General features: G+C 51.6%; 18 protein-coding genes. 12 read left to right on the top strand and 6 right to left on the bottom strand.

Features of this window, described 5'->3' with window-relative positions; all coding sequences use genetic code 11:
* Together NXT09_RS15125 and NXT09_RS15115 are read left to right on the top strand one after the other, a co-directional pair.
* Positions 1–2772: non-ribosomal peptide synthetase (locus NXT09_RS15125; protein WP_306417512.1), on the top strand; the 2772-nt coding region annotated here is incomplete at its 5' end.
* Positions 2773–2861: 89 nt separating this feature from the next.
* On the top strand, positions 2862–4526 hold the full coding sequence (locus NXT09_RS15115; RefSeq protein WP_240584891.1) for a cyclic peptide export ABC transporter: 1665 nt from the start codon (positions 2862–2864) through the stop codon (positions 4524–4526).
* A 296-nt stretch (positions 4527–4822) separates the two neighbouring features.
* Here NXT09_RS15115 and NXT09_RS15110 read toward each other — a convergent pair whose 3' ends face one another.
* The 3 genes from NXT09_RS15110 to NXT09_RS15100 form a co-directional block, all read right to left on the bottom strand.
* The gene (locus tag NXT09_RS15110) at positions 4823–5947 is read right to left on the bottom strand and encodes an MBL fold metallo-hydrolase (protein ID WP_268580200.1); all 1125 of its coding nucleotides are present in this window, start codon (positions 5945–5947) and stop codon (positions 4823–4825) included.
* Between the two features lie 153 nt (positions 5948–6100).
* Positions 6101–7114 (bottom strand): alpha/beta hydrolase, encoded by a 1014-nt coding sequence (locus NXT09_RS15105; protein ID WP_370690959.1) that lies wholly within the window; start codon positions 7112–7114, stop codon positions 6101–6103.
* Between the two features lie 127 nt (positions 7115–7241).
* The gene (locus NXT09_RS15100) at positions 7242–8387 is read right to left on the bottom strand and encodes an MFS transporter (RefSeq protein ID WP_306417522.1); all 1146 of its coding nucleotides are present in this window, start codon (positions 8385–8387) and stop codon (positions 7242–7244) included.
* Positions 8388–8835: 448 nt separating this feature from the next.
* On the opposite strand from NXT09_RS15100, the gene NXT09_RS15095 reads away from it, so the two are divergent.
* Complete coding sequence (locus NXT09_RS15095) at positions 8836–9819, top strand: AraC family transcriptional regulator (RefSeq protein WP_205552318.1); 984 nt, start codon at positions 8836–8838, stop codon at positions 9817–9819.
* 535 nt (positions 9820–10354) lie between these two features.
* On the top strand, positions 10355–11269 hold the full coding sequence (locus NXT09_RS15090; RefSeq protein WP_268580197.1) for a LysR family transcriptional regulator: 915 nt from the start codon (positions 10355–10357) through the stop codon (positions 11267–11269).
* Positions 11270–11391: 122 nt separating this feature from the next.
* On the opposite strand, the gene NXT09_RS15085 is transcribed toward NXT09_RS15090, so the two are convergent.
* Complete coding sequence (locus tag NXT09_RS15085) at positions 11392–12153, bottom strand: IclR family transcriptional regulator (RefSeq protein ID WP_268580196.1); 762 nt, start codon at positions 12151–12153, stop codon at positions 11392–11394.
* A 204-nt stretch (positions 12154–12357) separates the two neighbouring features.
* Between NXT09_RS15085 and NXT09_RS15080 the strand changes: the two genes are divergently transcribed.
* Positions 12358–13695: an amidohydrolase gene (locus tag NXT09_RS15080; protein WP_205552324.1), complete on the top strand. Its 1338-nt coding sequence runs from the start codon at positions 12358–12360 to the stop codon at positions 13693–13695.
* A gap of 94 nt (positions 13696–13789) precedes the next feature.
* Here the strand turns inward: NXT09_RS15080 and NXT09_RS15075 are convergent, their stop codons facing one another.
* Positions 13790–14380 (bottom strand): flavin reductase family protein, encoded by a 591-nt coding sequence (locus NXT09_RS15075; protein ID WP_268580195.1) that lies wholly within the window; start codon positions 14378–14380, stop codon positions 13790–13792.
* A 381-nt stretch (positions 14381–14761) separates the two neighbouring features.
* On the opposite strand from NXT09_RS15075, the gene NXT09_RS15070 reads away from it, so the two are divergent.
* Positions 14762–15094 (top strand): TehB family protein, encoded by a 333-nt coding sequence (locus tag NXT09_RS15070; protein ID WP_240584882.1) that lies wholly within the window; start codon positions 14762–14764, stop codon positions 15092–15094.
* A gap of 10 nt (positions 15095–15104) precedes the next feature.
* Positions 15105–15443, top strand: coding sequence for a DUF1869 domain-containing protein (locus NXT09_RS15065; RefSeq protein WP_205552328.1), 339 nt, complete (start codon positions 15105–15107; stop codon positions 15441–15443).
* A gap of 220 nt (positions 15444–15663) precedes the next feature.
* On the opposite strand, the gene NXT09_RS15060 is transcribed toward NXT09_RS15065, so the two are convergent.
* Positions 15664–16710 carry a sensor domain-containing diguanylate cyclase gene (locus NXT09_RS15060; protein WP_205552330.1) on the bottom strand — a complete coding sequence of 349 codons (1047 nt, stop codon included), beginning with the start codon at positions 16708–16710 and terminating at the stop codon, positions 15664–15666.
* 439 nt (positions 16711–17149) lie between these two features.
* On the opposite strand from NXT09_RS15060, the gene NXT09_RS15055 reads away from it, so the two are divergent.
* From NXT09_RS15055 to NXT09_RS15035, 5 genes are all read left to right on the top strand, one after another.
* On the top strand, positions 17150–19015 hold the full coding sequence (locus NXT09_RS15055) for a beta-glucoside-specific PTS transporter subunit IIABC (RefSeq protein ID WP_268580194.1): 1866 nt from the start codon (positions 17150–17152) through the stop codon (positions 19013–19015).
* Entirely contained in the window at positions 19015–20478 is a 1464-nt protein-coding gene (locus tag NXT09_RS15050) for a glycoside hydrolase family 1 protein (RefSeq protein WP_268580192.1), read from the top strand. Before NXT09_RS15055 ends, NXT09_RS15050 begins: the two co-directional genes overlap by 1 nt.
* A gap of 93 nt (positions 20479–20571) precedes the next feature.
* Positions 20572–21411 carry a PRD domain-containing protein gene (locus tag NXT09_RS15045; RefSeq protein ID WP_233968644.1) on the top strand — a complete coding sequence of 280 codons (840 nt, stop codon included), beginning with the start codon at positions 20572–20574 and terminating at the stop codon, positions 21409–21411.
* 236 nt (positions 21412–21647) lie between these two features.
* On the top strand, positions 21648–22697 hold the full coding sequence (locus tag NXT09_RS15040) for a Fe(3+) ABC transporter substrate-binding protein (RefSeq protein ID WP_268580190.1): 1050 nt from the start codon (positions 21648–21650) through the stop codon (positions 22695–22697).
* On the top strand, positions 22681–24378 hold the full coding sequence (locus NXT09_RS15035) for an ABC transporter permease (RefSeq protein ID WP_268580189.1): 1698 nt from the start codon (positions 22681–22683) through the stop codon (positions 24376–24378). The genes NXT09_RS15040 and NXT09_RS15035 overlap by 17 nt, the downstream gene beginning before the upstream one ends.
* Position 24379 lies beyond the last annotated feature (1 nt).

Genomic DNA, 24379 nt, shown 5'->3' with positions numbered 1-24379 from the left:
CTCACCGAGTTACTGCCTGCGCTGCTTGATGCTCAACCCGGTACGCTGGTCAAAATCACACCGACGCACCTTGCCGCACTCGGTCAGGAGTTGCAGTCCGCCCGCAAGACCTGCCCGGACCTGCTCTTTGTCGTCGGCGGCGAAGCGCTGTCCCCTGCCACCGTCGCACTCTGGCAGACGCTCTCTTCCGGCTCCCGCATCATCAACGAATACGGTCCCACCGAAACCGTCGTCGGCTGTATCACCTTTGATGCCCGTACCCCCAATTCGCTCATCGACAGCGTCCCCATTGGCCGGCCCATTGCCAATACCCGCCTCTATATTCTCGATGCGAAAGGCCAGCCCGTACCGGTCGGCGTCGCCGGCGAACTCTACATCGGCGGAGCCGGCGTCGCCCGCGGCTACCTCCACCGTCCCGACCTCACCGCCGAGCGCTTTATTGCCGACCCGTTCTCTGACGCAAAAGAGGCCCGGCTGTACAAGACCGGTGACCTCGGCCGCTGGCTGCCTGACGGTAATATCGAATACCTCGGCCGCAACGATTTCCAGATTAAGGTGCGCGGTTTCCGCATCGAACCGGGGGAAATCGAAGCCCGACTGCTGCAGTGCCCCGGCGTGCAGGAAGCGCTGGTCATTGCCCGTGAGGACAGCCCCGGTGATACCCGGCTGGTCGCCTACCTCTGTCCGCAGCCCGGTATTGAACTGATGCCTGCCGAGCTACGTCAGCAGCTCTCGACACATTTAGCCGACTATATGATCCCGTCAGCCTTTGTCATGCTGGATACTTTCCCACTGACGCCAAACGGTAAACTGGACCGCAAGGCGCTGCCCGCACCCGACCAAACGGCCGTCGTCAGTCATGGCTATGAAGCGCCACAAGGCAAGGTGGAAACCGCGCTGGCCGCTATCTGGCAGGAGCTACTGGGTCTGGAGCGCGTCGGCCGCCACGACCACTTCTTTGAACTTGGTGGCCATTCACTGCTGGCAGTACAGTTGCTCAACCATATGCGTGAACAGGGTATGGAAGTATCACTCTCCACCCTCTTCTCTCATCCCACGCTGTCCGAGCTGGCCTTCGTGGTTGGCAGCGATACCTCACCGACATCAGAATCGCCGTTTGATGTGAATCCTGTGCCGCTAAGCCCTGAAGGGAATCTCCTGCCGCTATTCCTGATACACGAGTCGACGGGAGATCCGTTAGTTTATTCAACCTTCGCCACGCTGCTACCACCAGCCTTGCCCGTCTACGCGCTACAGTCGCTAGGCCTGCATGCGCTGCCGTCACCGCCAGCGTCTATTGAGGAACTGGCGACGGACCATCTGAATGCGATCCGTCGTATTCAGCCTCATGGCCCTTATCGCCTTGCCGGATGGTCATTAGGTGGATCGATTGCCTATGAAATCGGGCTACAGCTGATTAATAGCGGCGAGGAGGTCGCGTTTCTTGGCATGATCGATTCCTATAACTTCAATCGGACAGACGCGCAGTCTGGTGAGCCAAAAAGCGTCTATTTCCACAGGGGCTTAAGCGACGAACAGGAAAATATCAATATCATCCTCGTCTACTTACGTAGTCACATGACGACAGCCGATGAACACGAGTTGGAGGATCTGCGCACGCTGGGAGACATCGAGCTAATCATTGCGCGCTGTCATGAACGTCAATGGCTTCCGTCCGGTATTACAAAAGAGGATATTCTTCTACGCATCAACAGCCAAAGAGCGATCTTGCAGTTGTCTGAACATTACCGGGCTCCGGCTTCAATCCTGCCTGTTCACCTCTACCGTTCGGAACACACCACCGATGACGACATTTGGGGGGAATGGCAGGGCATCGTCGGTAAGGATTCCGTGCTTCATCCTATCGGTGGAACTCACTACACGATCATGCAGCCGCCGTTACTGAATCAGGTTGCCGACTCGTTTAGCGAATTCCTGTTACCGAATGACTATGTGCCAAACATCGTTATCCAGAACGGTACGCCGGGCGCGCCTCCGCTCTTTTGTATCCCTGGGGCGGGAGCCAATGCTTCAAGCTTTATTGAACTGGCGCTGGCGCTGCCGACGCAACAACCCGTGTGTGCCCTGCAGGCGCGCGGCCTGACAGAAATCAACCAACCGCCTTACATCAGCGTAGAGGGGACTGCACGAGCCTATCTCCAAGGAATACGGCAAAAGCAACCTCATGGGCCTTATCACCTGCTCGGGCATTCCTTTGGCGGATGGGTCGCCTTTGAACTCGCATTACAGCTACAGGCACAGGGAGAATCGGTTGCCAGTCTGATACTGGTGGATACCGATGCTCCCGACATTCAGGGGTGCCCGCCAAAATCAATCGATCGCGTTGAGACGATCATGAAATTGATCGACATCTACAACATGATTCTGACGCAGCCTTTAGCGCTGACGCGATCTCAGTTTGTGGATATGGCCCCGGAGGAACAGATCAAACAGCTGCACCGCGCTCTGGTAAAAGCCGGTATTTTCTCTACGCACACGACCACATCGCTGTTGCAGGGAATTGTTCAGGTTATGCAGGCCAATCTGAACACGGTGTATACACCACGCACTCACTATGAAGGTGACATCTATCTGGTCAGTGCCAAAGAGGGGGATACCGATGAAAGAACGACGAACGACAGCGAATGGAGGAAGCATGTTACCCAGTTAGACCCGGTATTGATGCCGGGCAACCACATGACGATGCTCTCTATGCCACAGGTAGAACGGCTTGCCGACTGGTTATGGCAAACCCTAAACCCTAGAAAATAGCGAAAGCAGGCTGTTGACGCGGCCAGCGTATCAGGCTGGTCGCGAATCTCGGCATCGTGTACGTCTCAATAACGTGTGGACATAATAATATGAAAACGTCGACGACCAAAAACCCAGCGATACAGCTTTTACTCTCACTGTTGTTCGATTCACGATGGATACTGACGGTTGCCACAGTAGCCAGCGTCACCAATGGTATTTCCAGCGTTTTATTGATTACCTTAATCAACAAAGCGCTGCTGACACCCACCGATGACTATGCACCGCTCGCCTGGTATTTTGCCATATTGACTGTTCTGGCGATTGCCTGCCGTATTCTCAGCGGCGTCATTTTTGCCAGACTGAGCCAGGGAACCATGGCGAAAATGCGCGAACTTATTTCAAGCCGCGTGGCTCGTGCGCCCTTCCGTCAGATAGAAGAACTGGGTGCCTCGCGTGCGCAGTCGATCATCACGGATGACTCCACCAATGTCTCGCTCTTGTTTTTCACGCTACCGAACATTGTGATGCAAGGTTCTATCGTCATCGGCTGCTTGGGATACCTTGCCTGGCTATCGCTCCCTATCTTCTTTTTAGCGCTGGCAATTGTTGTCATTGGCTCGCTGGGTTACAGCCTGGGTGGAAGCACGGCGTTCACCTCTCTGAGAGCCGCTGGGCAGGCACAGGATCGCTTGTTTACCCACTTTAATGCGCTATTTTCTGGAGCAAAAGAGCTCAAATTACACGTCTCCCGCGCACACGCATTTCTCAATCAGTCACTTGGTAAAGAAATCGACACCGTACGCAAAAATCGTACCCGCGCCTTCGGTGTTTATGCTTTCGGCGTTGGCTGGATCCTCTTTCTGTTCTACAGCTTCCTTGGCCTGGTCATTTTTTCTCCCACCGTCATACCTGGGCTTGAATCAACCGCGCTGGCGGGCTACGTCATCGTATTTTTATTCATGCTGATGCCGCTGGAAGGATTACTTAATAGCGTTCCAACGTTAAATTCTGCCCGCGTCTCATTACGAAGAATTAGCGCGATATTATCTGAGCTGGACGAGCGAGACGCCATCGATCATACCGTCTCCGCACATGAATTTGGCAATGCAGAAACTATCCGTCTGTCCGGTGTCCTCCATAGCTATTACCGTGAGAAAGAGGACCGGGTGTTTCAGCTAGGGCCTATTGATATGACGCTCAGGAGGGGGGAAATTACGTTTCTGATTGGCGGCAACGGAAGCGGAAAAACGACACTTGCCAAACTGCTGATCGGCCTATATACGCCGGAAAGCGGCACAATTACCGTTGACGGTCACGAGGTCGTTGACAGTAATCGAGCCAACTATCGACAACTGTTCTCCGCCGTATTCTCTGACTTCCACCTTTTCGAATCACTGATTGGGTTAAATGATACCGACTCAACGCTGGACACTCGCGCTAATGCGCTGCTGGCCAAACTGCATCTGGAACATAAGGTCACGGTGGAAAACGGCTATTTTTCTACCCGCGACCTCTCGCAAGGACAGCGTAAACGCCTCGCGCTGGTCGTAACCTATCTGGAGGATCGCCCTTTCTATCTTTTCGATGAGTGGGCAGCCGATCAGGATCCCTTATTCAAACGCGTCTTTTATCAGGAACTTCTGCCCGAATTGGCCGCGCGTGGTAAGGCAGTATTGGCGATCACACATGACGATCGCTTTTTCCACTTGGCCGATCATTGTATCAAGCTCGAAAACGGTCGGCTCATCGCTGATGAAGGTAATGCTGTTTAGCCATGGGGTTCATGCTGGTGGTCTTGACAGAAAAATTAAGATTTATATTATTTATTAGCTAGTTACTGGCAAAGACATTCCCATTCAGGAGCCAAATTTAAACAATCCCGCTTAAGGAAACCTAAGCGGGATTTTTGTTTTTATCACTTTATTCAATACCTTCACGTGCAAACGTCTTTGCGGTGCACATTCCGCTTTTCCTCTGCATCGCAAGAATATGATGGTCAGATTGAGGGTCACGTTGGTTCGATAACGGAGTGCCCCCCAATTGTCTCTTAACAACTCAAAAGTAAGCGCTATCGCACTTGCTCCCACCACCGGGTAAACGTTTGTGTCTGGTCGTCTAAATAAATCGCGCGACCAATTTCTGGCGTCCATAGCGCATACCCACGCCCGGCGCTTGCCGTTGTGATTCGCTTAAATGGGTCATCCCAGTCGTGAGGCGAGATTGAGAAGCGACCTGCATGGCCTGGTGTAAACGTGCGTGCCCTCAAATCCTCAGCGGCCTGAGCAGCCTCTTCGGGATTCATATGCACATAAGCCCAGCGCTGGTCATACTGCCCTGTATCGACCGTTGCCCAGTCAAAGGGGCCTAATTGCTGGCCGATTGCGGCGAAATGCGGGCCGTATCCGGAATCTCCACTAAAGAAGATACGACGTTGCGGCGATACCAGCGCAAAGCCAACCCAGAGTGACTGGTCCCGCGTCAGCGTACGACCGGAAAAATGTCGGGCCGGAACAACGTGGATATCCAGCTCAGGAGATTCCTTGACGATGTCATTCCAGTCAGCTTCCTGAAGCTGGTCAGCAGAGTAGCCCCAACGTTTAAAGTGCGCCCCAACGCCAAGGCCAGCGACCACTCGTTTGACCTTGTCTCGAAGCGCCAGAACGGTGGGATAGTCCAGATGGTCGTAGTGATCGTGGCTGATCAGCAATACATCAATGTCAGGCATGTCCTGTGCGCTATACAGATTTGTGCCTTCGAATGCCTCGTTGGCCCACGGGATTGGCGCAGCGTTGGCACTGAATACCGGATCAATCAGGATGCGTTTCCCGGCCATTTGTACAAAGTATGACGAATGCCCCAGCCAGACTACCAAATCCCGTTTTGCATCAAGGGCTTTGAGATCTGTTTTCATAGCAGGGATCACGCCAGGAGGCCGCGGATTGCCATTGTTGCCGAAACTGTTACTTAACATGATTGAGAACTGTGATTCATCGGTTGTCAGTAACGGCGTTTCGAGTTGGTTTCGGAATTCACCCTCAAGGTAGTTCCGCGACTGCGTGATGCGTGCCAATTGGTCTTCAGATGGAAGCTGACCAAACAAGGGATGCTGCAGATAAGCAACCACGGCCAGTACAGACACAAGAGCAATAATCAGCCCCACTTTGATCACAAACCAGATATTGAAAGCTTTCACTGATGAACTACCTCGGGTGTAAGACCTAAGCCAAAAACCTTTGAGTGGAAAATAGCGGCCTGCTGTCCGCCATTCCCACCGCTGCGCCAGTGACCAGGGCAACTTTTCCTTTGAGGTTGTAGGTGATATCCATATACCCCAAATTTATCGGTTTTACAGGTAATTATTGAAGAACGTCGCCATCGCGTCGAAGGGAATCTTGTCCATACGATCATACAGATCAATGTGGCTGGCACCTTTAACGATCAGGAGTTCTTTCGGTTGCGCGGCGGCTTCATAAGCCGTTTCCGCAAAGTAACGCGAGTGAGCCTTTTCACCGTGGACAAACAGGATAGGACGTGGCGAAATTTCCTTGATGTAAGTCAGGATCGGCATATTCATGAACGACAGCGGCGTGGTGACCGTCCAAGAGTTGCCAGAGTTGACAGCCCTCGGGTGATAACCACGTGGCGTCATATAGTAGTCAGCGTAATCAACCAGAAACTGCGCTTCGCCGCCCTTCAAGTGGTTATAGGCCGGTTGGTAAGCCGGTGTTTTGTTTGCTGCATCTTCCCAGCGCTGCCGACTCAGTTTCTCCAGCGTCTGCTCCCGTTGTTCAGGCGTCACGCTGTCGTTATACCCTTTAGACATGACACGGCTCATGTCATACATAGTACTGGCGACAACGGCTTTAACACGCTTGTCGGCAGCCACGGCATTCAATGCCATGCCGCCCATACCGCAGATGCCGATCACACCGATACGCTCACGATTGACGTAGGGTTGCAGCCCGATGAAATCCACCGCCGCCATGAAATCCTCAGTGTTAATATCCGGTGACGCTACGTTACGTGGCTCGCCGCTGCTCTCCCCTGTATAGGAAGCATCGAAGGCCAGCGTGACAAAGCCGCGCTCGGCAAGCGTTTGTGCGTACAAGCCCGATGCTTGTTCCTTCACAGCACCGAACGGACCGCCAACCACCAGCGCAGGCAGTCTCTGATTCTCACGGCTCTTCGGTAGATACAGGTCGGCGGCGAGGGTGATGCCATAGCGATTTTTGAAGGTGACCTTCTGGTGATCCACTTTCTTGCTCTGGGGGAAGGTCTTGTCCCAAGTTTGGACCAATTGCAACGGTGTGCCTGCGGTAGACGCCTGGGTCTCAGCCATAGCTGACTGTACGCCGACCATTGATATAGCACTTGCGATGAGTGCAACTTTGAAGAAATTCGTTGGAGAAAATAAAAGGGTCATGGCTTTACTCCTTCAGGATCAGGTAAATAGTGCTCGCCTCACAGCGCGCGGTTGAGAATATCTGTCACGACATGGGGGAGATAGGCATCTGCGATGCTGATCGGCCCGCGAGGTAAGAGAGAACGGCAGTCGCAGCAAGCAGAAGTGCACTGACTTCGAACGTCGCCCGGTAGCCGAGCGTGTCAAAAAGGATTCCGCCGACGGTGCCTCCGAGAGCAATCGCGAGTTGGCAAATGGCAACGAAAAGGCCACCACCTGCCTCGACGTCATTCGGAACCGAACGTGCAATCCAGGTGAACCACGCCACCGGCGTCGCCGTCGCGATTAGCCCCCAAATAACCAGAAGTACTGCTGTCGTTAACATGGCATCGCCATATTCCACCAGCGCCAGGGCGATTACCGCCATCATGATCGGCACGCTGATCAATGTTCTGTACAGGCCACCGTCTTTCAGGAAGGCTCCGATCAGAAACGTACCGATAAGGCCACCGACGCCGATCAGCAGCAATACGAAAGACACCATCGAGATATCGAGTCGGGTTACCGTTTCAAGGAAAGGTCGCAGGTACGTGAACAGCATAAACTGGCCCATGAAGAAACCCGCGACCGCTAACATCCCTAATGCGATGGGCGGCTTCTTGAGAAGCAGGAGAACATTGCCCGAGCCTGACGATGTGGGACGAGGTGCCAGTCTGGGCATGCTGAGCATGAGCCACGCAAGAGCTATCATGGCAACCGGAACCACGGTAAAGAATGCCCATCGCCAGCCGATGAAAGCGCCGAGGTAGCTGCCCACTGGCGCTGCAATAACTGTAGCGAGTGCATTGCCACCGTTGACGAATGCAAGGGCCTTCGGCACTTGATGAGCTGGAACAAGACGAATGGATGTGGCAGCGCTAAGTGACCAGAAACCGCCAATTGCCACGCCGATGAGCGCTCGTCCAACCATGAACATTTCGTAGTTGGCAGCGAACGCGACTATTGTTCCAGAAATGACCATCAGCAGGATCATAGACAGCAGTAGGCGCTTGCGTTCCACTTTGGCGGCGACTGGTGTAATCAAAAGCGCGGTGAACAGGGCAAACAGTCCGGATACCGAGATACCCATACCTGCCTGACCCTCGGTGATCAGTAAGTCAGTTGCCAGAGGTGTTAACAGGCTGACAGGCATAAATTCCGAGGCGACTAAAGCGAAGGCGGCCAAAGACATCGCAACTACGGCGCCCCACGCTTTTCGTTCTTCGCCATGAAAATGTTGGCTGCTGCGATCTAATAACACGTAAGTATTTCCTCATTACTGGTAGCACAGGAGATGCTGGCATGCCGTTGACGTCCCCATTTTGTTCATTGATTTGGTACTTTGCCGATGAGCGTTCCAGCGCAACCTACAAACAGTTCTGGTAACACGGCCACTGTTCTGTTTTATCTAATCCAGACCCAACCGCTACCACGGCTCGGCCTGTTGACGTGTCTACTGGTTCCAAGCGCCGAGGCGTGCTCGCTCTTGGTGTGAGGATTGTAGAATCTTTGACCTGAGCGCCATTAGCATATTTCTATGGTTTACATGCCTAATCCTATGAACCTTTGCTGCTCCTATAGGCTTACGCGTTTCAGATAGGCTACAGTGAGAAGTGAAATTCGTAGAGGAGCGAGCCAAGATGATTTCTGCACAATCCCCCAAGAAACAACGAGATGACTACCTGAGTGCGCTGATTAGCGACATCAGCGAGCGCACACCTGATACAGGCGATTTCGGCACTGCGATTCCGGGTTTGGATCTCTTTCGCCGCAATGCACCCGCTCCACCAGTCAATTGTATGGTTCCCCCCAGCATCGTTCTGGTTGTAGATGGAGCCAAGAAGATGTGGGTCGGTGGTGAGGGTTACGAATATGATTCATCGCGATTTTTGGTCACATCGCTTGACCTGCCCGCGAACTCAGAAGTCACAGAGGCAAGCAGTGATCGGCCGTGTTTAGGGCTAGCATTCAAACTGGATCAGCGGGTTCTGGCTGAGTTGATCGCCCACGGCAATTTGTCGTCTCGAAGGGATAGATCAGTAAGTACTGGCGTAGGTATTGGTACCGTCACAGACGCGATCTTAGCGCCGTTCTGCCGTCTAGTGGCATTGTTGGATGAACCAGAGGCCATCCCCATTCTTGAGCCAATGATTCAACGTGAGATTCACTACAGGTTGTTGATGAGCGATCAGGCTGCCAGGCTGCGACAAGTTGCAGCCGTCGATGGCCATGGGCACCGGATTGGAAAGGCGATAGATTGGCTCAAGGTGAACTTTGCATTGCCCTTGCGGGTTGAAGAGTTGGCTCACCATTCTCAGATGAGTACGCCATCATTCCATCAGCACTTTCGGCAACTGACAGCGATGAGTCCAATTCAGTATCAAAAATGGTTGCGCCTGAATGAGGCGAAACGACTGATGCTGAACGAGCACCGTGACGTTTCAACGGCGGCTTTCGAGGTTGGATATGAAAGTCCATCACAATTCAGTCGCGAATACAGTCGTATGTTTGGCGTTGCCCCAAAGCGGGATATAGCAACGCTGCGAGAGAAAGCGAGAGAAAACGTCGGCATAAATGTAACGGCCTATGCCCAAAAATCTAAGCCTAATACCGCGACGCTTTAGCCACCCTAGGCTTATTTCCGGAAATTTGCTGTTCGAGCTCATACCGTGTTCAACAACTGCCACATCGAGTTGCTCCGGTGATGGCGTGTTATTATTTCATACAAGGCCTACCACGACCTTTTTATCACTTGATATCGACTCTAATCCACCCTCAGAAATTGCCATCCTTTATTAAATGGCAATTTCTTTTGGGCTGATTAGCTCTTGGTTAAAACTTAAGGAAATTGAAACTTCGCGTATTAATAACGCTATTTACCCTTTCGTTATTCCTTTTCTTTCTCTATAGAAATAATGGTATTACCATAACGATTGACAATACATCTTAAAGAGCCAGTCTCAGAATTTCCCCAACCTTCTCAGTCGTGATAGTAGTTTTGAAGAAGCTGCGCCGTTGTTGTATGCAGGCATTACTACCTACTCCCTTCTGGCTTTTAATAGCCTGCTGCCTGAAAACAGATACATTTTACGGAGCCAATTCTTTAGTATGTAGAGCAAAAAATGAAAGTAGATCTTCCATATCTGAGAGGATGCAATATTGGATCTGAATGCGCTTAACATGTTCGTCATGGCCGCCCGGAGCGGCAGCCTGACTGCTGCTGCACGAGAGAACAACATCCCGCTGCCGACCCTAAGTCGCAGGATTCAAGATCTGGAAAAAGAGCTCAAGGTGCTGCTGCTTGAACGAACAGCGAAAGGCTGCAAGGTAACGGAAGCCGGGAAAAGATTACTTAACCACGCAAGCTCTGCGATGGATATCCTTAACGATGCTGAACAGTTTATGGCACCAGGTCATCCCCATATCACCGGACGCCTGCGATTGACGCTTCCCCAGTCTATGGGGCCCTGGTGGGAAATCATCAGGCAGTTTCAGCAGGCATACCCACGCATTGCGGTAAATGTGTATTCCACCGAGAGAAGAGTGGATCTGATATCAGACGGGGTCGATGTTGCGTTACGGGTGGGTAGCATCGCTGATGATTCCGTTGTTGCACGACATTTAATGGATTTTCGCCATATTCTTGTTGCCAGCCCGGGATTACTGAATGCGTCACCGCCCCTGCGTGAACCATCTGACCTAATGAGATTCCCATGTGCAGCCTGGGGCTCTGTTATTGACGCGCGTCCGGTGTGGATGCTGGGCAATCACGCTTATGACGTCTCAGCCGTATTGACAGTAAATGATTATCTTCACTTACGAGCAGGTGCCCTTGCCGGGGATTTCATCACCGAGTTACCCGCGTTTTTCGCTGCTGAATATATTAAAAGAGGAGAGCTAACCGAGCTGCTTCCAGAGTACCCGCTGCCCTATTCGTCTTTGCATCTGGTATACAAAAAGCAGCAGCACATCTCTTCAACGGCCAGAGCCTATATCGATTTTTGTACAGCGCACATCGCCGAATTATCAGAACAATGTCGCGTTCCGTCTGACTCGTATTTTAGGGAAGAATGATGTTCGCAGAGAGTAAAAAAGACAGTAAAAAACAGGGAAAACTAAGTAAGGCGGTTGAATTAAACCAACAGCGCCTAGGCTTATGACCCTATCCTCTTTTCAGTAGATAGGATCGCATTGACCTACTTTGCCATACGATTGTGTAAATACTCATGGCATTCGCTAACACAGTGCCTCAGGGCGTCTTCTATCGCGCTTCGATGTGAGTGAAACCGGCTGGTAGGGACAACAACCGATATAGCGAGGGGAAGCTGGCCTGAGTTCATGAGAGGAAGACCAATCGCACATGAGCCCATTGCGTGCTCTTCAATATCGTAGGCAAATTCCCCGGCCCGAATGGCATTCAACTGTTCAATTAAATCATCAACATTAACGACCGAACAGGGTGTTGCTCTCTCCAGAATATCCGTTCCATACCGTGCATAGACGTCATCATCAGATAACGTTGAAAGTAATGCTTTCCCGTTTGCCATTGTATAAGCGGGATAGGTCACACGCACATCCGGAACCGCTCGGATGCGCTGCTCTGACAGAAAGCGATCCATAAACAAAACGGACGTTCCATCTAACGTTGATAAATCAACGGTTTCTTTTGTCTTTTCGTACAGTCGATACAATGCAGGACGGAGATCGTGAGCAGGTCCTGGACCTGATATCTCCCCCAAACGCCGCAGCCCCCAGCCAGGGCGAACACCCTTGGCACCAGCCTGAACGAGATGTTCACTTTCCAGCGCATCGACAATCCGCTGGACGGTCGATCGAGCTAGCCCTGTCAGTGCAGCAAGCTGTCCCAGGCTGAGGCCGTCTGGGCTCTCACAAACTTCACGCAAGATAGCCGCGGCCCGTGAGATAACCTGAATACCGCCCCCAGATTTATCGATCATAACAGCTCACCTTGAATCACTATGTGGTACGGAAAGTGTATCGCATTGTGATACACTATTCATATTACATGCCGACACGCTACCGTTCTTCATCCTCAGATTCTCACTGCGTAGTGACACAGGAGACAGGACTCAGTATTTCTCTGCTCAGGAATAAGCAAGGCATTAACCGCCCAACTCTTTAATCAAAAAGGACGATATTTCATGAAACTGAACGCAACATTATGCCTCCTACTGACAATGAATTGCATTCCCAATATTGCAAACGCAGTGGATATACAGGAAATAAGCAAGAAAACTGATCTCTATCTCAATCAGCATTACCCTCAGTTGGATAGCTTATATAAGGATATTCATAAGAATCCTGAACTCGGGTATCAGGAAGTCAGAACAACCAAACTTCTTGCTGATAATATGCGCAAGATCGGTTTCCAGGTGACGGAAAATATCGGCGGCACAGGGTTGGTTGCCATATTCCAGAATGGGGCTGGCCCTACCGTCATGGTACGCACAGAACTTGATGCTCTGCCCATGCAGGAAAAAACGGGGCTGCCATACGCCAGTACCGCTAAGCAGACAGGTCGGGATGGGAAAGAGACATTCGTTGCGCACTCCTGCGGTCACGATATTCATATGGCATCATGGTTCGGCACCGCCTCTGCACTAATAAGTATGAAAGACAGCTGGAAAGGAACCTTAATGTTTGTCGCTCAGCCCGCTGAAGAGGAAATTACGGGTGCCAGTGCAATGATTCAGGACGGTATTTTCAAAAAATTTGGTAAGCCAGATTACGCCTTTGCCCTGCACACTTCCCCAATGGAATACGGACTGGTTTCTTTTAAACCCGGCGTCCAGACATCCAACGGCGATTCATTCGCCATTACCTTTAGCGGAAAAGGGGGACATGGTTCCATGCCGGAAAAAACCATTGACCCCATTATTATCGCTGCACGATTTGTTACTGATGTCCAGACGCTAGTCAGCCGTGAAACGTCCCCTAACGCGTTTGGCGTTGTGACGATAGGCGCATTTAACGCCGGATCATCCGGCAATATCATTCCTGATACGGCGAATATTCAAGGGACGTTGCGTACTTACGATGAGAACGTACGTAAAAATTTGATTGAGGGTATCACTCGGTTTGCCAAGGCGTCTGCCGACATGGCCAAAGCACCAAAACCGGAGATTGTGATTGGTCAAAGCAAAGTTGACTCTGTCGTGAATGACGACAGGCTATCCGAATCTACCGCGAAGGTGTTTAGCCAACGATTCGGTCAACATTTCATACAGGCGAAAGAACCCAGCTCTGCCAGCGAAGATTTCTCTGTCTTCGTCAACAATGGCATTCCGTCTGTCTATTTTAACATCGGTATTTATTCGCCAGAGCAAATTAAAAAATGGGCAAATGAAGGCGTCGAAATACCCAGCAACCATTCCCCACAGTTTGCGCCAGTGCCGGAACCGACCATTCGCACTGGGGTTGAAGCCATGACGCTAGCGGTAATCAATGCCATTGATAAAAATGCGGAAAATAAACAATAGCATCAATATTTTTTCATGCCGCTCTACGCCGCAATAAGAGAGGTGAGAGAACGCCGCTATCAGTAAACGCCGTGGCAGCGTTCTCTCGATAAGATTAATGGCCGTATTTAAAATTAAAACCTAATGCATCACCCGTGGTGTCGTATTCGCGGAAGTTGTAGATCAGAGGCTTCCATTTTGACGAATCAACAACGTCATTTGCTCCTAATAGCTCACTCTCAACCCAGACATTCACAATGTCCAGTTCGACAAGAATAAAACGCCCTTTGTCCGTCGTGCTGACGGTCTTACATTCCGCTTGGATAGGACATTCAATCACCCGAGGCGGCGTAATATCGGTAGACGCTTCAGTGTGAAGGCCAACTTTAGAAAATTTGTCGTGGCAGACCTCAACGCCCCATTTAATCTGGCCTTCAGATAGCGTATCGCTTCCGGTCAGCTTACCCAGCGCTTCAACTTTCTCCCACAGCTTGTAATCAGGAATATTGATGACAACATCAGATCCAGATAATAAGTTATTGTAGGTTTTACTTCCTTTCGTGACACCGATAATAATTTTATCGCCGAGAGAAATTGACGACGATATAGAAGCGACATTGACTTCTCCGTTGCTATTATCTGTTGTCGTAACAAGAAAAACGGGGAAACCATAATAAAACGAGCTGAGCTTTACGTTCTTTTTCATTTGAGTTCAAACCTCACCAGAGAGTAGCGTTATATTTTCTCATTTCTACTCTTTTGATTTATTTTTAACAATAACTCTAATTGAGTAGCGGCAAGGGAGATTTATTACATTCAACATCCCTAATAAGTAGACCATCAAAAAATCACTTAATGTAACTATTCCTTGATGTTAGTTTTCGCCTCCCTTCCATAAGCGCAGAAAAATAATCGATATGAGAAACGTCGAACCTTGATAATACAGCCTTTCTGCGATGTGTGCGGTATTGTAAAAAATTAATTAGCAGAAAATAATTCACAAACATTAAAACAGGTATATGATATGCACTATATGGTTTTTCCTTCCTGCCCTGCAATGTAGCCGGGTAAAGCATGAGGTTTAAACATGGAACGAATTGTTATACCAGCGAATTATGTTCATACCCGCACAACGCCTTTCTGGACAAAAGAAACTGCCCCAGCGTCTATCTGGAAGCGCCATTTGGATGCAGGGACGCGTCAAGGCGTCTACCCACGCTTGTGCGTGATGCAAGGGACGATTCGTTATTATGGTTACGCCGATGAGACCAGTGCTGACCCCGTAGAAACGCTAACTATCGAAGCCGGACAATTTGGCGTCTTCCCCCCAGAGAAATGGCACAGAATCGAAGCGTTATCTGATGATACGCTATTTAACGTGGACTTTTATGTCGATCCAAAAATTTTGATAGAAGGTTGAGGTAAACATAATGACAAGTGAAAATAAAGGCTATTCATTAACACTGTTGAACCGCGAAAATAATGAAAAAGCAGAAAAAGTTTATCTTAAACCGATGGCTTTTTATGTACCAGATTTCGCCGCAGGTGCAGTCGTGGAATTACTCAACGAACTGCCTTCAGCCAGTGAGAATAAAAAAGGTTTTTTGCTGACAGTCACGAATAATAATAACGGCGTGTCCGTTGATAAAGATCTCGCTACAGTCGAAGAATTAAAAGACAAGGCGATTTCAGCTGACGCAGTAAAAGATCTGGTTAATATCGTGCGTGGCTACGATGCGGATGAAGACACTAACGTCTGCGGTTGGTAACACAGTATAGACTCGTCATATTTCAAGTTGTATGTGTATCGATTTTCCGCAACGCGGATTATTTAAGCGTTACCTTTCGTACCCCTACTCATTAAAAAACAGGCGCTGGATGTCTTTTGACTTAACAAGCGCCCCTGTACCCTACCCACGCGCCATACAACCCAAAATGCCTGAGCATGCTCATCAGGCAATAAGCCGATGATTACACCCACACAGGAATTTACGACTGTGCTGTGATGACGTCAAAAGCGCGAGTTTGATCTTTTTTTCGCATCACTTTATTGGCGTACATTGCGGCATCGGCTCGACGGATCACAGCATCAGGCTCCTCGACGGAAGGATCGGCCATGACGATCCCCATGCTTGCGCCTAAGTATTCGATGCTGACCGTACCGAGTGAATAATTCCCCTGTAGCAAAGGCGTAATGTCGTCTCTGAAGGAAGAAATCACGCGTTCGTTCTCTTCCGGCGCAACGTTGACCATACGGGCAAAGACAAATTCATCACCACCAAGACGCCCGACAACATCCCCCGGATTCCCCCACGTCAGCAAGCGTCGACCGACCTCTTGCAAGAAGATATCACCGGCTTCGTGGCCGAACTGGTCGTTAATTCTCTTAAAGCCGTCGAGGTCAATGAATACAATGAGCGCCTGCTGATGGTCATTCTTTGCCTGAGAAAACATCGCTTCCAGCGAGTAAAACACGCCCCGGCGATTAAGCAGTCCGGTCAGTGAATCGGTGTAAGAGTATTCATGTAATGCGGCATTAGCAGCCGTCAATTGCTGCACCAACCACTCTTTCTGCACCTGCTGAGCAATAAGCTGCGCGAATAGACTCAGGATCTGTTCACCCTTGGTTGTCAGCGGCTTATGGTCAGAGCTCGCAGCACAGAGCGTACCGTATAATTGCCCGTTATCCATACACACTGGCGTACTGGCATAGGTCGTAATACCTAACGCTTGCGCCGCCTCAGAATCCCCCCAGCATTCGGCCACGTTAGGCGTGTAACTTTGCCCTTCGTCCAACGCACGCTTGCACAACGTGTCATGCCACGGAACCGAGGCTCCTTCAGGGATGTTGAGCGTTTTCGTGTTGTGAGCAAACAGGATATTTTGGAAACCCGCTTCGGTGTCAACCTGCGTCAGGTACGTCGATTCCAGATCGGTGACCAACTCCAGCATGACCAATAACTGGCGAACCAACCCCTCGAAGGTATCCTCTGAACGTAATGCGTTCGAAAGGTGAGAAAGCAAATCATCAGTCATAACAGTAGATCCCAACGGTAAGTATTTTAATAAAAAACAATCAACTAACTAAAACATGGCGTACACCAACCTATCGTCTGTGCAAACGGGTAACTTCCCCTTACGACAGAAATCCTACGCGCTTTTCGCTTCTCGCTGACCCATTTGCACCTGGCGAGTTTATCTCGTTCTGTTTTCTATAATCGGTTAAAAAGCGCCATATTTTATGCAACATGCCTGAGATTCATCGGCGCTGTCAGGCTAAACCCTCCATTCTGCTATTGCCATCACACTTACCCATTAAGGCTGCACGATCTGTTTGACTTTCCCGCGTGCGAGGACTTACAACAGCAGCACAGGCGTGTAACTAGTTTTCTAGGCAAGACCTGAAGCTCTCCCACTCAACATCATGGGAAGTGCTTCAGGTCTTTTTTCGTTTCTGGACCAGGGGAATCGTCGTATGAGCCACACAGCAGCAGATAATAACGCGACAGCCTATGCCACTACCGCTGAAAAAATCATCACGTTAGTCGGTGGAATTGACAACATTGAGCATATTGAACACTGTTCTACACGGCTACGGCTCAGTCTTTATGACAACCGCCAAGTAAACCAGAACGAGCTGGAAAAGGTACCGGGCGTGCTGGGCGTTCGGGTTAACGTGCAGTGCCAGGTGATCATCGGCAGCGAAGTGATGCAGGTGTACGACGCGGTGCAGAACCTCGCGGCAGGCCGTAAGAAAACAGATCGCGCCGTGCCAGCAAAAGCTAACCGCACGGCTTTTGTTATCGATTTTATCATCAGCGTTTTTCAGCCGCTGGTGCCTGCAATTGCCGGTGGCGGCGTGCTCAAATCGCTGTTACTGCTGCTGGACCTGCTCGGCTGGCTCACCAAAGACAGCTCAACGTATAAAGTGTTGGATAATATCGGTTCTGCCCCGCTCTATTTTCTGCCGATTCTGGTGGGCATCACCACCGCGATGAAGCTGAAAGTGAATGTGCTGGTTGCCGTTTCCGCCGTCTCTGTGATGGTGCTGCCGGCCATGTCTAAACAGCTGGCGGAAGGCGCGGAATTTCTCTCTTTCGACTTGAAAAACGTCGCTTACGCGTCGCAGGTTTTCCCGGCGATTCTGTGCGTCATTTTTTATGCGCAAACCGAAAAGCTCTTCAATCGCTACTCGCCGAGCGCGCTGCGTATTTTCCTGTCACCGATGCTGTCGCTGCTGGTCACCGTTCCCGTCACGCTGTTGGTACTTGGCCCGCTCGGTTATGAACTCGGTGCGGGTCTGGCTAGCGTGATCCTCTGGCTGTACAGCAAGCTGGGTTTTGTGGCGACGGGGTTGCTCGCCGCTGCGCTGCCCTTCATGGTGGCCTCGGGAATGCATAAGCCGATGCTGCCCTATGCCGTTTCCTCCTTGAGCCAGTTTGGTAAGGAAATGCTCTATCTGCCTGCGTCGCTCGCACACAACATTGCCGAATCGGGTGCCTGCATGGCTATTGCGCTCAAGAGCAAAGACAAAACGCTAAAGTCGACGGCGATTTCAGCCGGTATTTCTGCCCTGTTCGGCATCACCGAACCCGCGCTATACGGGATTACGCTGCTGAATAAAAAGGCGCTCTACAGCGTGATCGCGGGTAGCCTGGTCGGCGGTGCGTTTATCGGTTGGATGGCGATTGAAGCCTTTGCGCTGGTTGGCCCCGGTCTGGCTAGCATCTCCATGTTTATCTCACCGGAAAATAGCTGGAATATCGTCTACGCCATCGCCGGTGCCGCGCTCTCTTTTGTCATCGCTTTTATCTCCGCCCTGTTCCTCTGGCGGGAAGAGAAGCCTGCCGTCGCCGTAGAAGAAAACCATCATGCGATTACCGAGTGCCAGTTCGCCAGCCCGATTGAAGGCAAAGTGATTGCGCTGGACAACGTGAATGATGAGATCTTCTCCAAACGTATTATGGGTGACGGCATTGCCATCATCCCCGAGAAAGGCGTGCTCTACGCGCCGGCGAGCGGCACGATTGAGAACGTGTTTGAAACCGGCCACGCCGTCAGCATGCTCACCGACAGCGGTGCCGAACTGATTTTCCATATCGGTATCGATACCATCAAACTCAATGGTCAGGGCTTTCAGCCGAAAGTCACGGCCGGCCAACAGGTTAATACCGGCGATGTCCTCGTTGAATTTGACCTCGATAGCCTCATCGCGGCGGGTTACGATCCCGTCGTCATGATGGTTATCACCAACAGCGAGCGCTTTCGCGTGATACCGGAAGCCACTGAGGTCGTCATCCATCCCCACACCATCATCATGACCTTAAAGGAGTCTGTGTAATGGATAAAAACATCGCATTCCCGGAACACTTTTTATGGGGCGGCGCGATTGCCGCCAATCAGGCCGAAGGCGCATGGAATGAAGACGGCAAGGGGCCGTCAGTCGCGGACGCGATTACCTGGAAACCGAATCTCGACCTGAAGAATTACCATGCCCACATGGCGCTGACAGATGAAAACATCGCCGACGCGCTCAACGGAAAAAATGACGCGTTCTATCCCAAGCGGCGCGGTATCGATTTTTACCACCGCTACCAAGGCGATCTGGCGCTGTTTGCCGAAATGGGCTTCAAGGTGCTGCGCGTCTCTATCGCCTGGTCACGCATCTTTCCAACCGGAGAAGACAGCGCGCCGAATGAGGCCGGTTTACAGTTTTACGACGACCTGTTCCGCGAGATGCGCAAGCACGGCATCGAACCGCTGGTGACGCTTTCACACTACGAAATGCCGCTGGCGCTGAGTGAGAAATACAATGGCTGGGTGCACCGCAACGTTCTGGATGCCTTCGTACGCTTCAGCAATGTCTGCTTCGATCGCTATAAGGATCTGGTGCGCTACTGGCTGACCTTTAACGAGATCGACAGTATTCATCGTCATCCGTTTACCACCGCGGGTATCCGTGAAGAGAAAAGCGCGCCGGGGCAGGCCAAGCAGGATATTTATCAGGGGCTGCATCACCAGTTTGTCGCCTCGGCTATTGTCACCCGCGACTGCCATGAAAAAATCCCAGGCAGCCAGGTCGGTTGCATGCTGACCAAGCTGACGACCTATCCGCACTCCTGCCGCCCGGAAGACGTCGAAGCTGCGCTGAAAAAGAACCTCGAAAACTACTTCTATGCCGATGTGCAGGTGTTTGGTGAATATCCGCCGCTTATCAAGCGCGACCTTGAACGCCGTGGTATTCACATCACCATGCAGCCCGACGATCTGACCATTCTCAAACAGCACACCGTTGATTTTGTGTCGTTCAGCTATTACATGTCGCTCACCGAATCCACACAGCCGGACGCAGAGAGAATTCCGGGCAATACCGTTCTGGGCGTGAAAAATCCGTACCTGCCAGCCTCAGACTGGGGATGGCAGATCGACCCTGTCGGGCTGAAAATTTCCCTGCTAGAGCTTTACGATCGCTACCAGAAACCGCTGTTTATTGTCGAAAATGGGCTGGGTGCGAAAGACGTTGTCGAAAACGGCAAAATCCACGATCCTTACCGCGTTGACTACTTCCGTTCACATTTCGAGCAAATGCGTGAAGCGGTTGGCGAAGGTGTTGAACTAATGGGGTTCACCAGTTGGGGCGCGATTGACATCATCAGCGCGGGCACCTCACAGATGTCCAAACGCTATGGCTTTATCTATGTCGATCAGGATGATGAAGGCAACGGTTCTCTGGCGCGGCTGAGAAAAGATTCGTTCTACTGGTATCAGAAAGTCATCGCGACCAATGGTGCCGACCTCACCTGACAGACAGCGCTGCCGCAGGCTACGTGCGCAATGACAGGAAAGACGGTGATTGGGAAAACGTAATGAGAAAACCAGCATGATTGGAAGAAAAACGTGATTAAAGTGAAAAAAGCGTTAAATAACAGCATGCTGTTAGTCGACCATGAACAGCAGGAGATGATCCTGTTGGGTAAAGGCATCGGATTTGGTGCCAAACCCGGTTCATTGATTGATGTGACGCACGTTGAGCAGGTTTTCATTCCGCTGGAAAACCTGAAATCACGGCATTTTCTTTCATTGACCGACACCATTCCTGCGGCTTTTTTTGACATCACGCATGAGATCGTCACGCTGGCGCAAAGTCAGTACGCCGAAAAGCTTAATTCGGTGCTGTTCTTTACGCTGGCGGAACATCTCTATTTTGCGGTTGAACGTAGCAAAACAGGCAACCACTTCATCAATAAGCTCAGTTGGGAAGTGAAACGCTATTACCAAAAAGAGTACGCCCTCGGCGTGCAGGCAAAAGATCGCGTATCGACACGCTTTAACGTCACGCTACCCGATGACGAAGCTATCAATATCGCGTTCCACCTCATCAATGCCGCCGGCAGCGCCGAAATTGCCGATGCCCACCAGCAGGTTCAGTTGGTGAATCGTCTGGCGGAGATTGTCCGCTATAAGTTAAACAAGAATATTGATGTCAACGCCGTCGATTACCTGCGTTTTATCACCCATCTACGCTATTTCTCCGAACGGGTAATTGCCCGCAAAATCGCGCCGGGACGTACAGACGATTTCTATCAGGAACTGCTGAAACACTATCCTGACGCGATGGCGATTTCCTGGGCTATCAGGGATTACGTGCAGGAAAAATACCAAATGGCCTTACCTAAAGAAGAACTTACGTGGCTGACCATGCATATCAGCAGGCTGGCCGAAAGCCAGACGCCATAGCACTCGCCTCACGCAACCTCATCAATCGCTGCTATTTTTATCAACGTGCTGAAAAATAAAGCAGCGGTTTTCTCTCTCAGTAAGTCCGTATGTTGACCCTCATCACGATCGCGGATCGTGTAGCGCAATGAGATTGAAAACAAGAGTGATTATCATATATAGTTTTTGTCACCTGCAGAAAATATCTCCTTATTTTATTAATTTAGCCCCACATTCACTCTGGAGAAGATAACAACATGTCAAAAACGCTGTCTGTTCTGCGCAAAAAAGCGCGCCTGCTGACGCTGGCCTCATCGCTGATGGTTGCCTATGCCCTGCCTGCCGCCGCCGCAGATGACTCTCTTACCCTCTACACCACGCGTGAGCCCGGCCTGATTCAGCCGCTGCTGGATGCATTTACCAAAGAGACGTCGGTTAAAGTTAATACCGTGTTCATCAAGGATGGCATGCTGGAACGCGTGAAGGCGGAAGGCCAAAACTCACCGGCTGACCTGCTGATGACCGTTGATGCTGGCAACCTGATCGATCTGGTAGAAGCCGGTGTTACACAGCCGATCCAGTCCAGTGCATTAACCGAGGCTATCCCGGCGGCGCTGCGTGACAAAGATAACCAATGGTTTGGTCTGTCAATGCGCTCTCGCGTTCTCTATGCAGAAAAATCACTGCCGCTGACCGGCATCACTTACGAAAATCTGGCCGATCCAAAATGGAAAGGCAAAGTGTGTATCCGTGCGGGTCAGCACCCATACAATACCGCACTGGTTGCTGCGATGATTGCTCACCACGGTGAAGCCAAAACCGAAACCTGGCTGCGCGGAGTGAAAGACAACCTGGCGCGTAAAGCGACCGGTGGTGACCGCGACGTGGCGCGCGACATCCTCGGTGGTATCTGCGATGTAGGTCTGGCGAACTCGTATTATGTCGGCCACATGAAGAACGCCAAAGAAGGCACCGATGCCCGTAAATGGGGCGATGCCATCAAAGTCGTTCAGCCTACCTTTGAAAACGGCGGCACACACGTCAATATCAGCGGTGCAGCGGTTGCACGTCATGCTCCGCATAAAGATCAAGCCGTGAAATTGATGGAATATCTGGTCTCCGCTCCAGCTCAGCAGATCTACGCTCAGGCAAACTACGAATATCCGGTTCGCAAAGGCGTCACGCTGGATTCCACCATTGGCAGCACGATTGGTGAAGTTAATGTGGATAGCACCCCGCTGACCGACATCGTTAAATTCCGTAAACAGGCCAGTCAGTTGGTAGATAAAGTTGGATTCGATCAATAAGACCAGTTCGTCAACCATGCGCGGCGCCTTCGGGCGGCCGCGCCTCTTTTTTTCTCCGCTTCGCATCGCTGCCGTCATCATTGCACTCGGCGTACTGGCTCCGCTGGTTTCCCTGCTTTGGCTAGCGGCTGGCGCAGGTGTTGGCCATTGGGATCACCTGATGCGCTACGTGCTACCCGATGCCGCACTCAACACGCTCATTCTGCTCGTCGGCGTCGGCGCACTCGTCATGGTGATTGGCGCAGGCTGCGCCTGGCTGGTGACGGCGTTTGATTTCCCCGGCAGGCAGTTCGTTAGCTGGGCGCTGCTGCTACCGCTGGCGATGCCAACCTATATTGTCGCTTTTGCCTGGCTCGATCTGCTGCATCCTATAGGGCCGATTCAGGAAGCGATCCGCAGCGTGCTGGGTTACGACAGCCCGCGTCAGTTCCGCCTGCCGGATCTGCGCTCCATGACGGGCGCGATTCTGCTACTCGGGCTGGTGCTCTATCCGTACGTTTATCTGACTATGCGCGCGATGTTTATCAGTCAGCCTGCACACCTGCTGGAAGCCGCACGCACGCTGGGTTTGAGCGCAACGGGCACTTTCCTGCACGTCGCCCTGCCGATGGCGCGTCCTGCGTTGGCCGTCGGCACCAGCCTGGCCTTGCTGGAAACGCTGAATGATATTGGTGCCTCCGAGTTTCTTGGGGTCAATACGCTGACCGTGACGGTTTACACCACCTGGGTCACCCGTTCAGATTTACCTGCCGCCGCGCAAATTGCCTGCACGATGCTGACGGTCGTTATCCTGCTGCTGACGCTGGAGTATTACGGCCGGAAAAACCAGCGCTACGGCACCAGCCGACAGATGCGCGGCATCATGCCCGCGCCGCTGAAAGGTGTACGCGCCTGGCTGGCGACCTGTGCGACCGCATTACCGATTCTGCTCGGCTTCATCGCCCCTGCCCTCTTTTTGGCATGGGAAAGCGCGAAACGGCTGGGCGATAGCGTGACGATCTCCGCTGGCCTGATACAGTCGTTGCAGAACTCGCTTCTGCTGGCCGTTGGCGTCACGCTGGTCGTCACGTTCGTTAGCCTGATTATTGCGTGGTATGCCCGTCATTCAGCTATCAATGATCGTTCACCAGAACGCCGCCGCACCATACTGAGAATTGCCTCACTGGGCTATGCCGTGCCCGGTACGGTACTGGCAATTGGCATGCTGACGCCCGGCATGGCGACGGATAATTTCCTCGCTGACTTGATTGGCTATAAAGGACTGCCGCTGCTTTCCGCCGGTGTCCTGCTGGTGGTCTGCTGCGCCATTCGCTTTATGGCGATTGGGATTGGTGCACTTGATGCCGGGCTGACGCGCATTCCCCCGGTGATGGAACAGGCATCGCGTCTGCTCGGCGAAAGTGAATTCGTCACTTTTTTTCGCGTGCACCTTCCCCTGCTGCGTCCGGCGCTGGTGACCAGTGCGCTGCTGGTGTTTGCCGACGCGATGAAAGAACTCCCCGCCACGCTGCTGCTGCGGCCGGTCAATTTCGAAACGCTGGCGACCGTTCTGTATGCCGAAGCCGCCAGAGGCACCTACGAAGAAGGGGCGATTGCCGCACTGCTGATTGTGCTGGCGGGTACGCTGCCCGTTGTGCTGCTGGCTCGCAGTCAGCTAAAAACGTCGGTTGAGAAAGAATGAA

The organism is Pectobacterium jejuense (genome assembly GCF_026800125.1).
Classification (GTDB): Bacteria; Pseudomonadota; Gammaproteobacteria; order Enterobacterales; family Enterobacteriaceae; genus Pectobacterium; species Pectobacterium jejuense.
The sequence above is the reverse complement of the archived record's forward strand: the minus strand, read 5'-3'. Positions and strand labels throughout refer to the sequence as shown.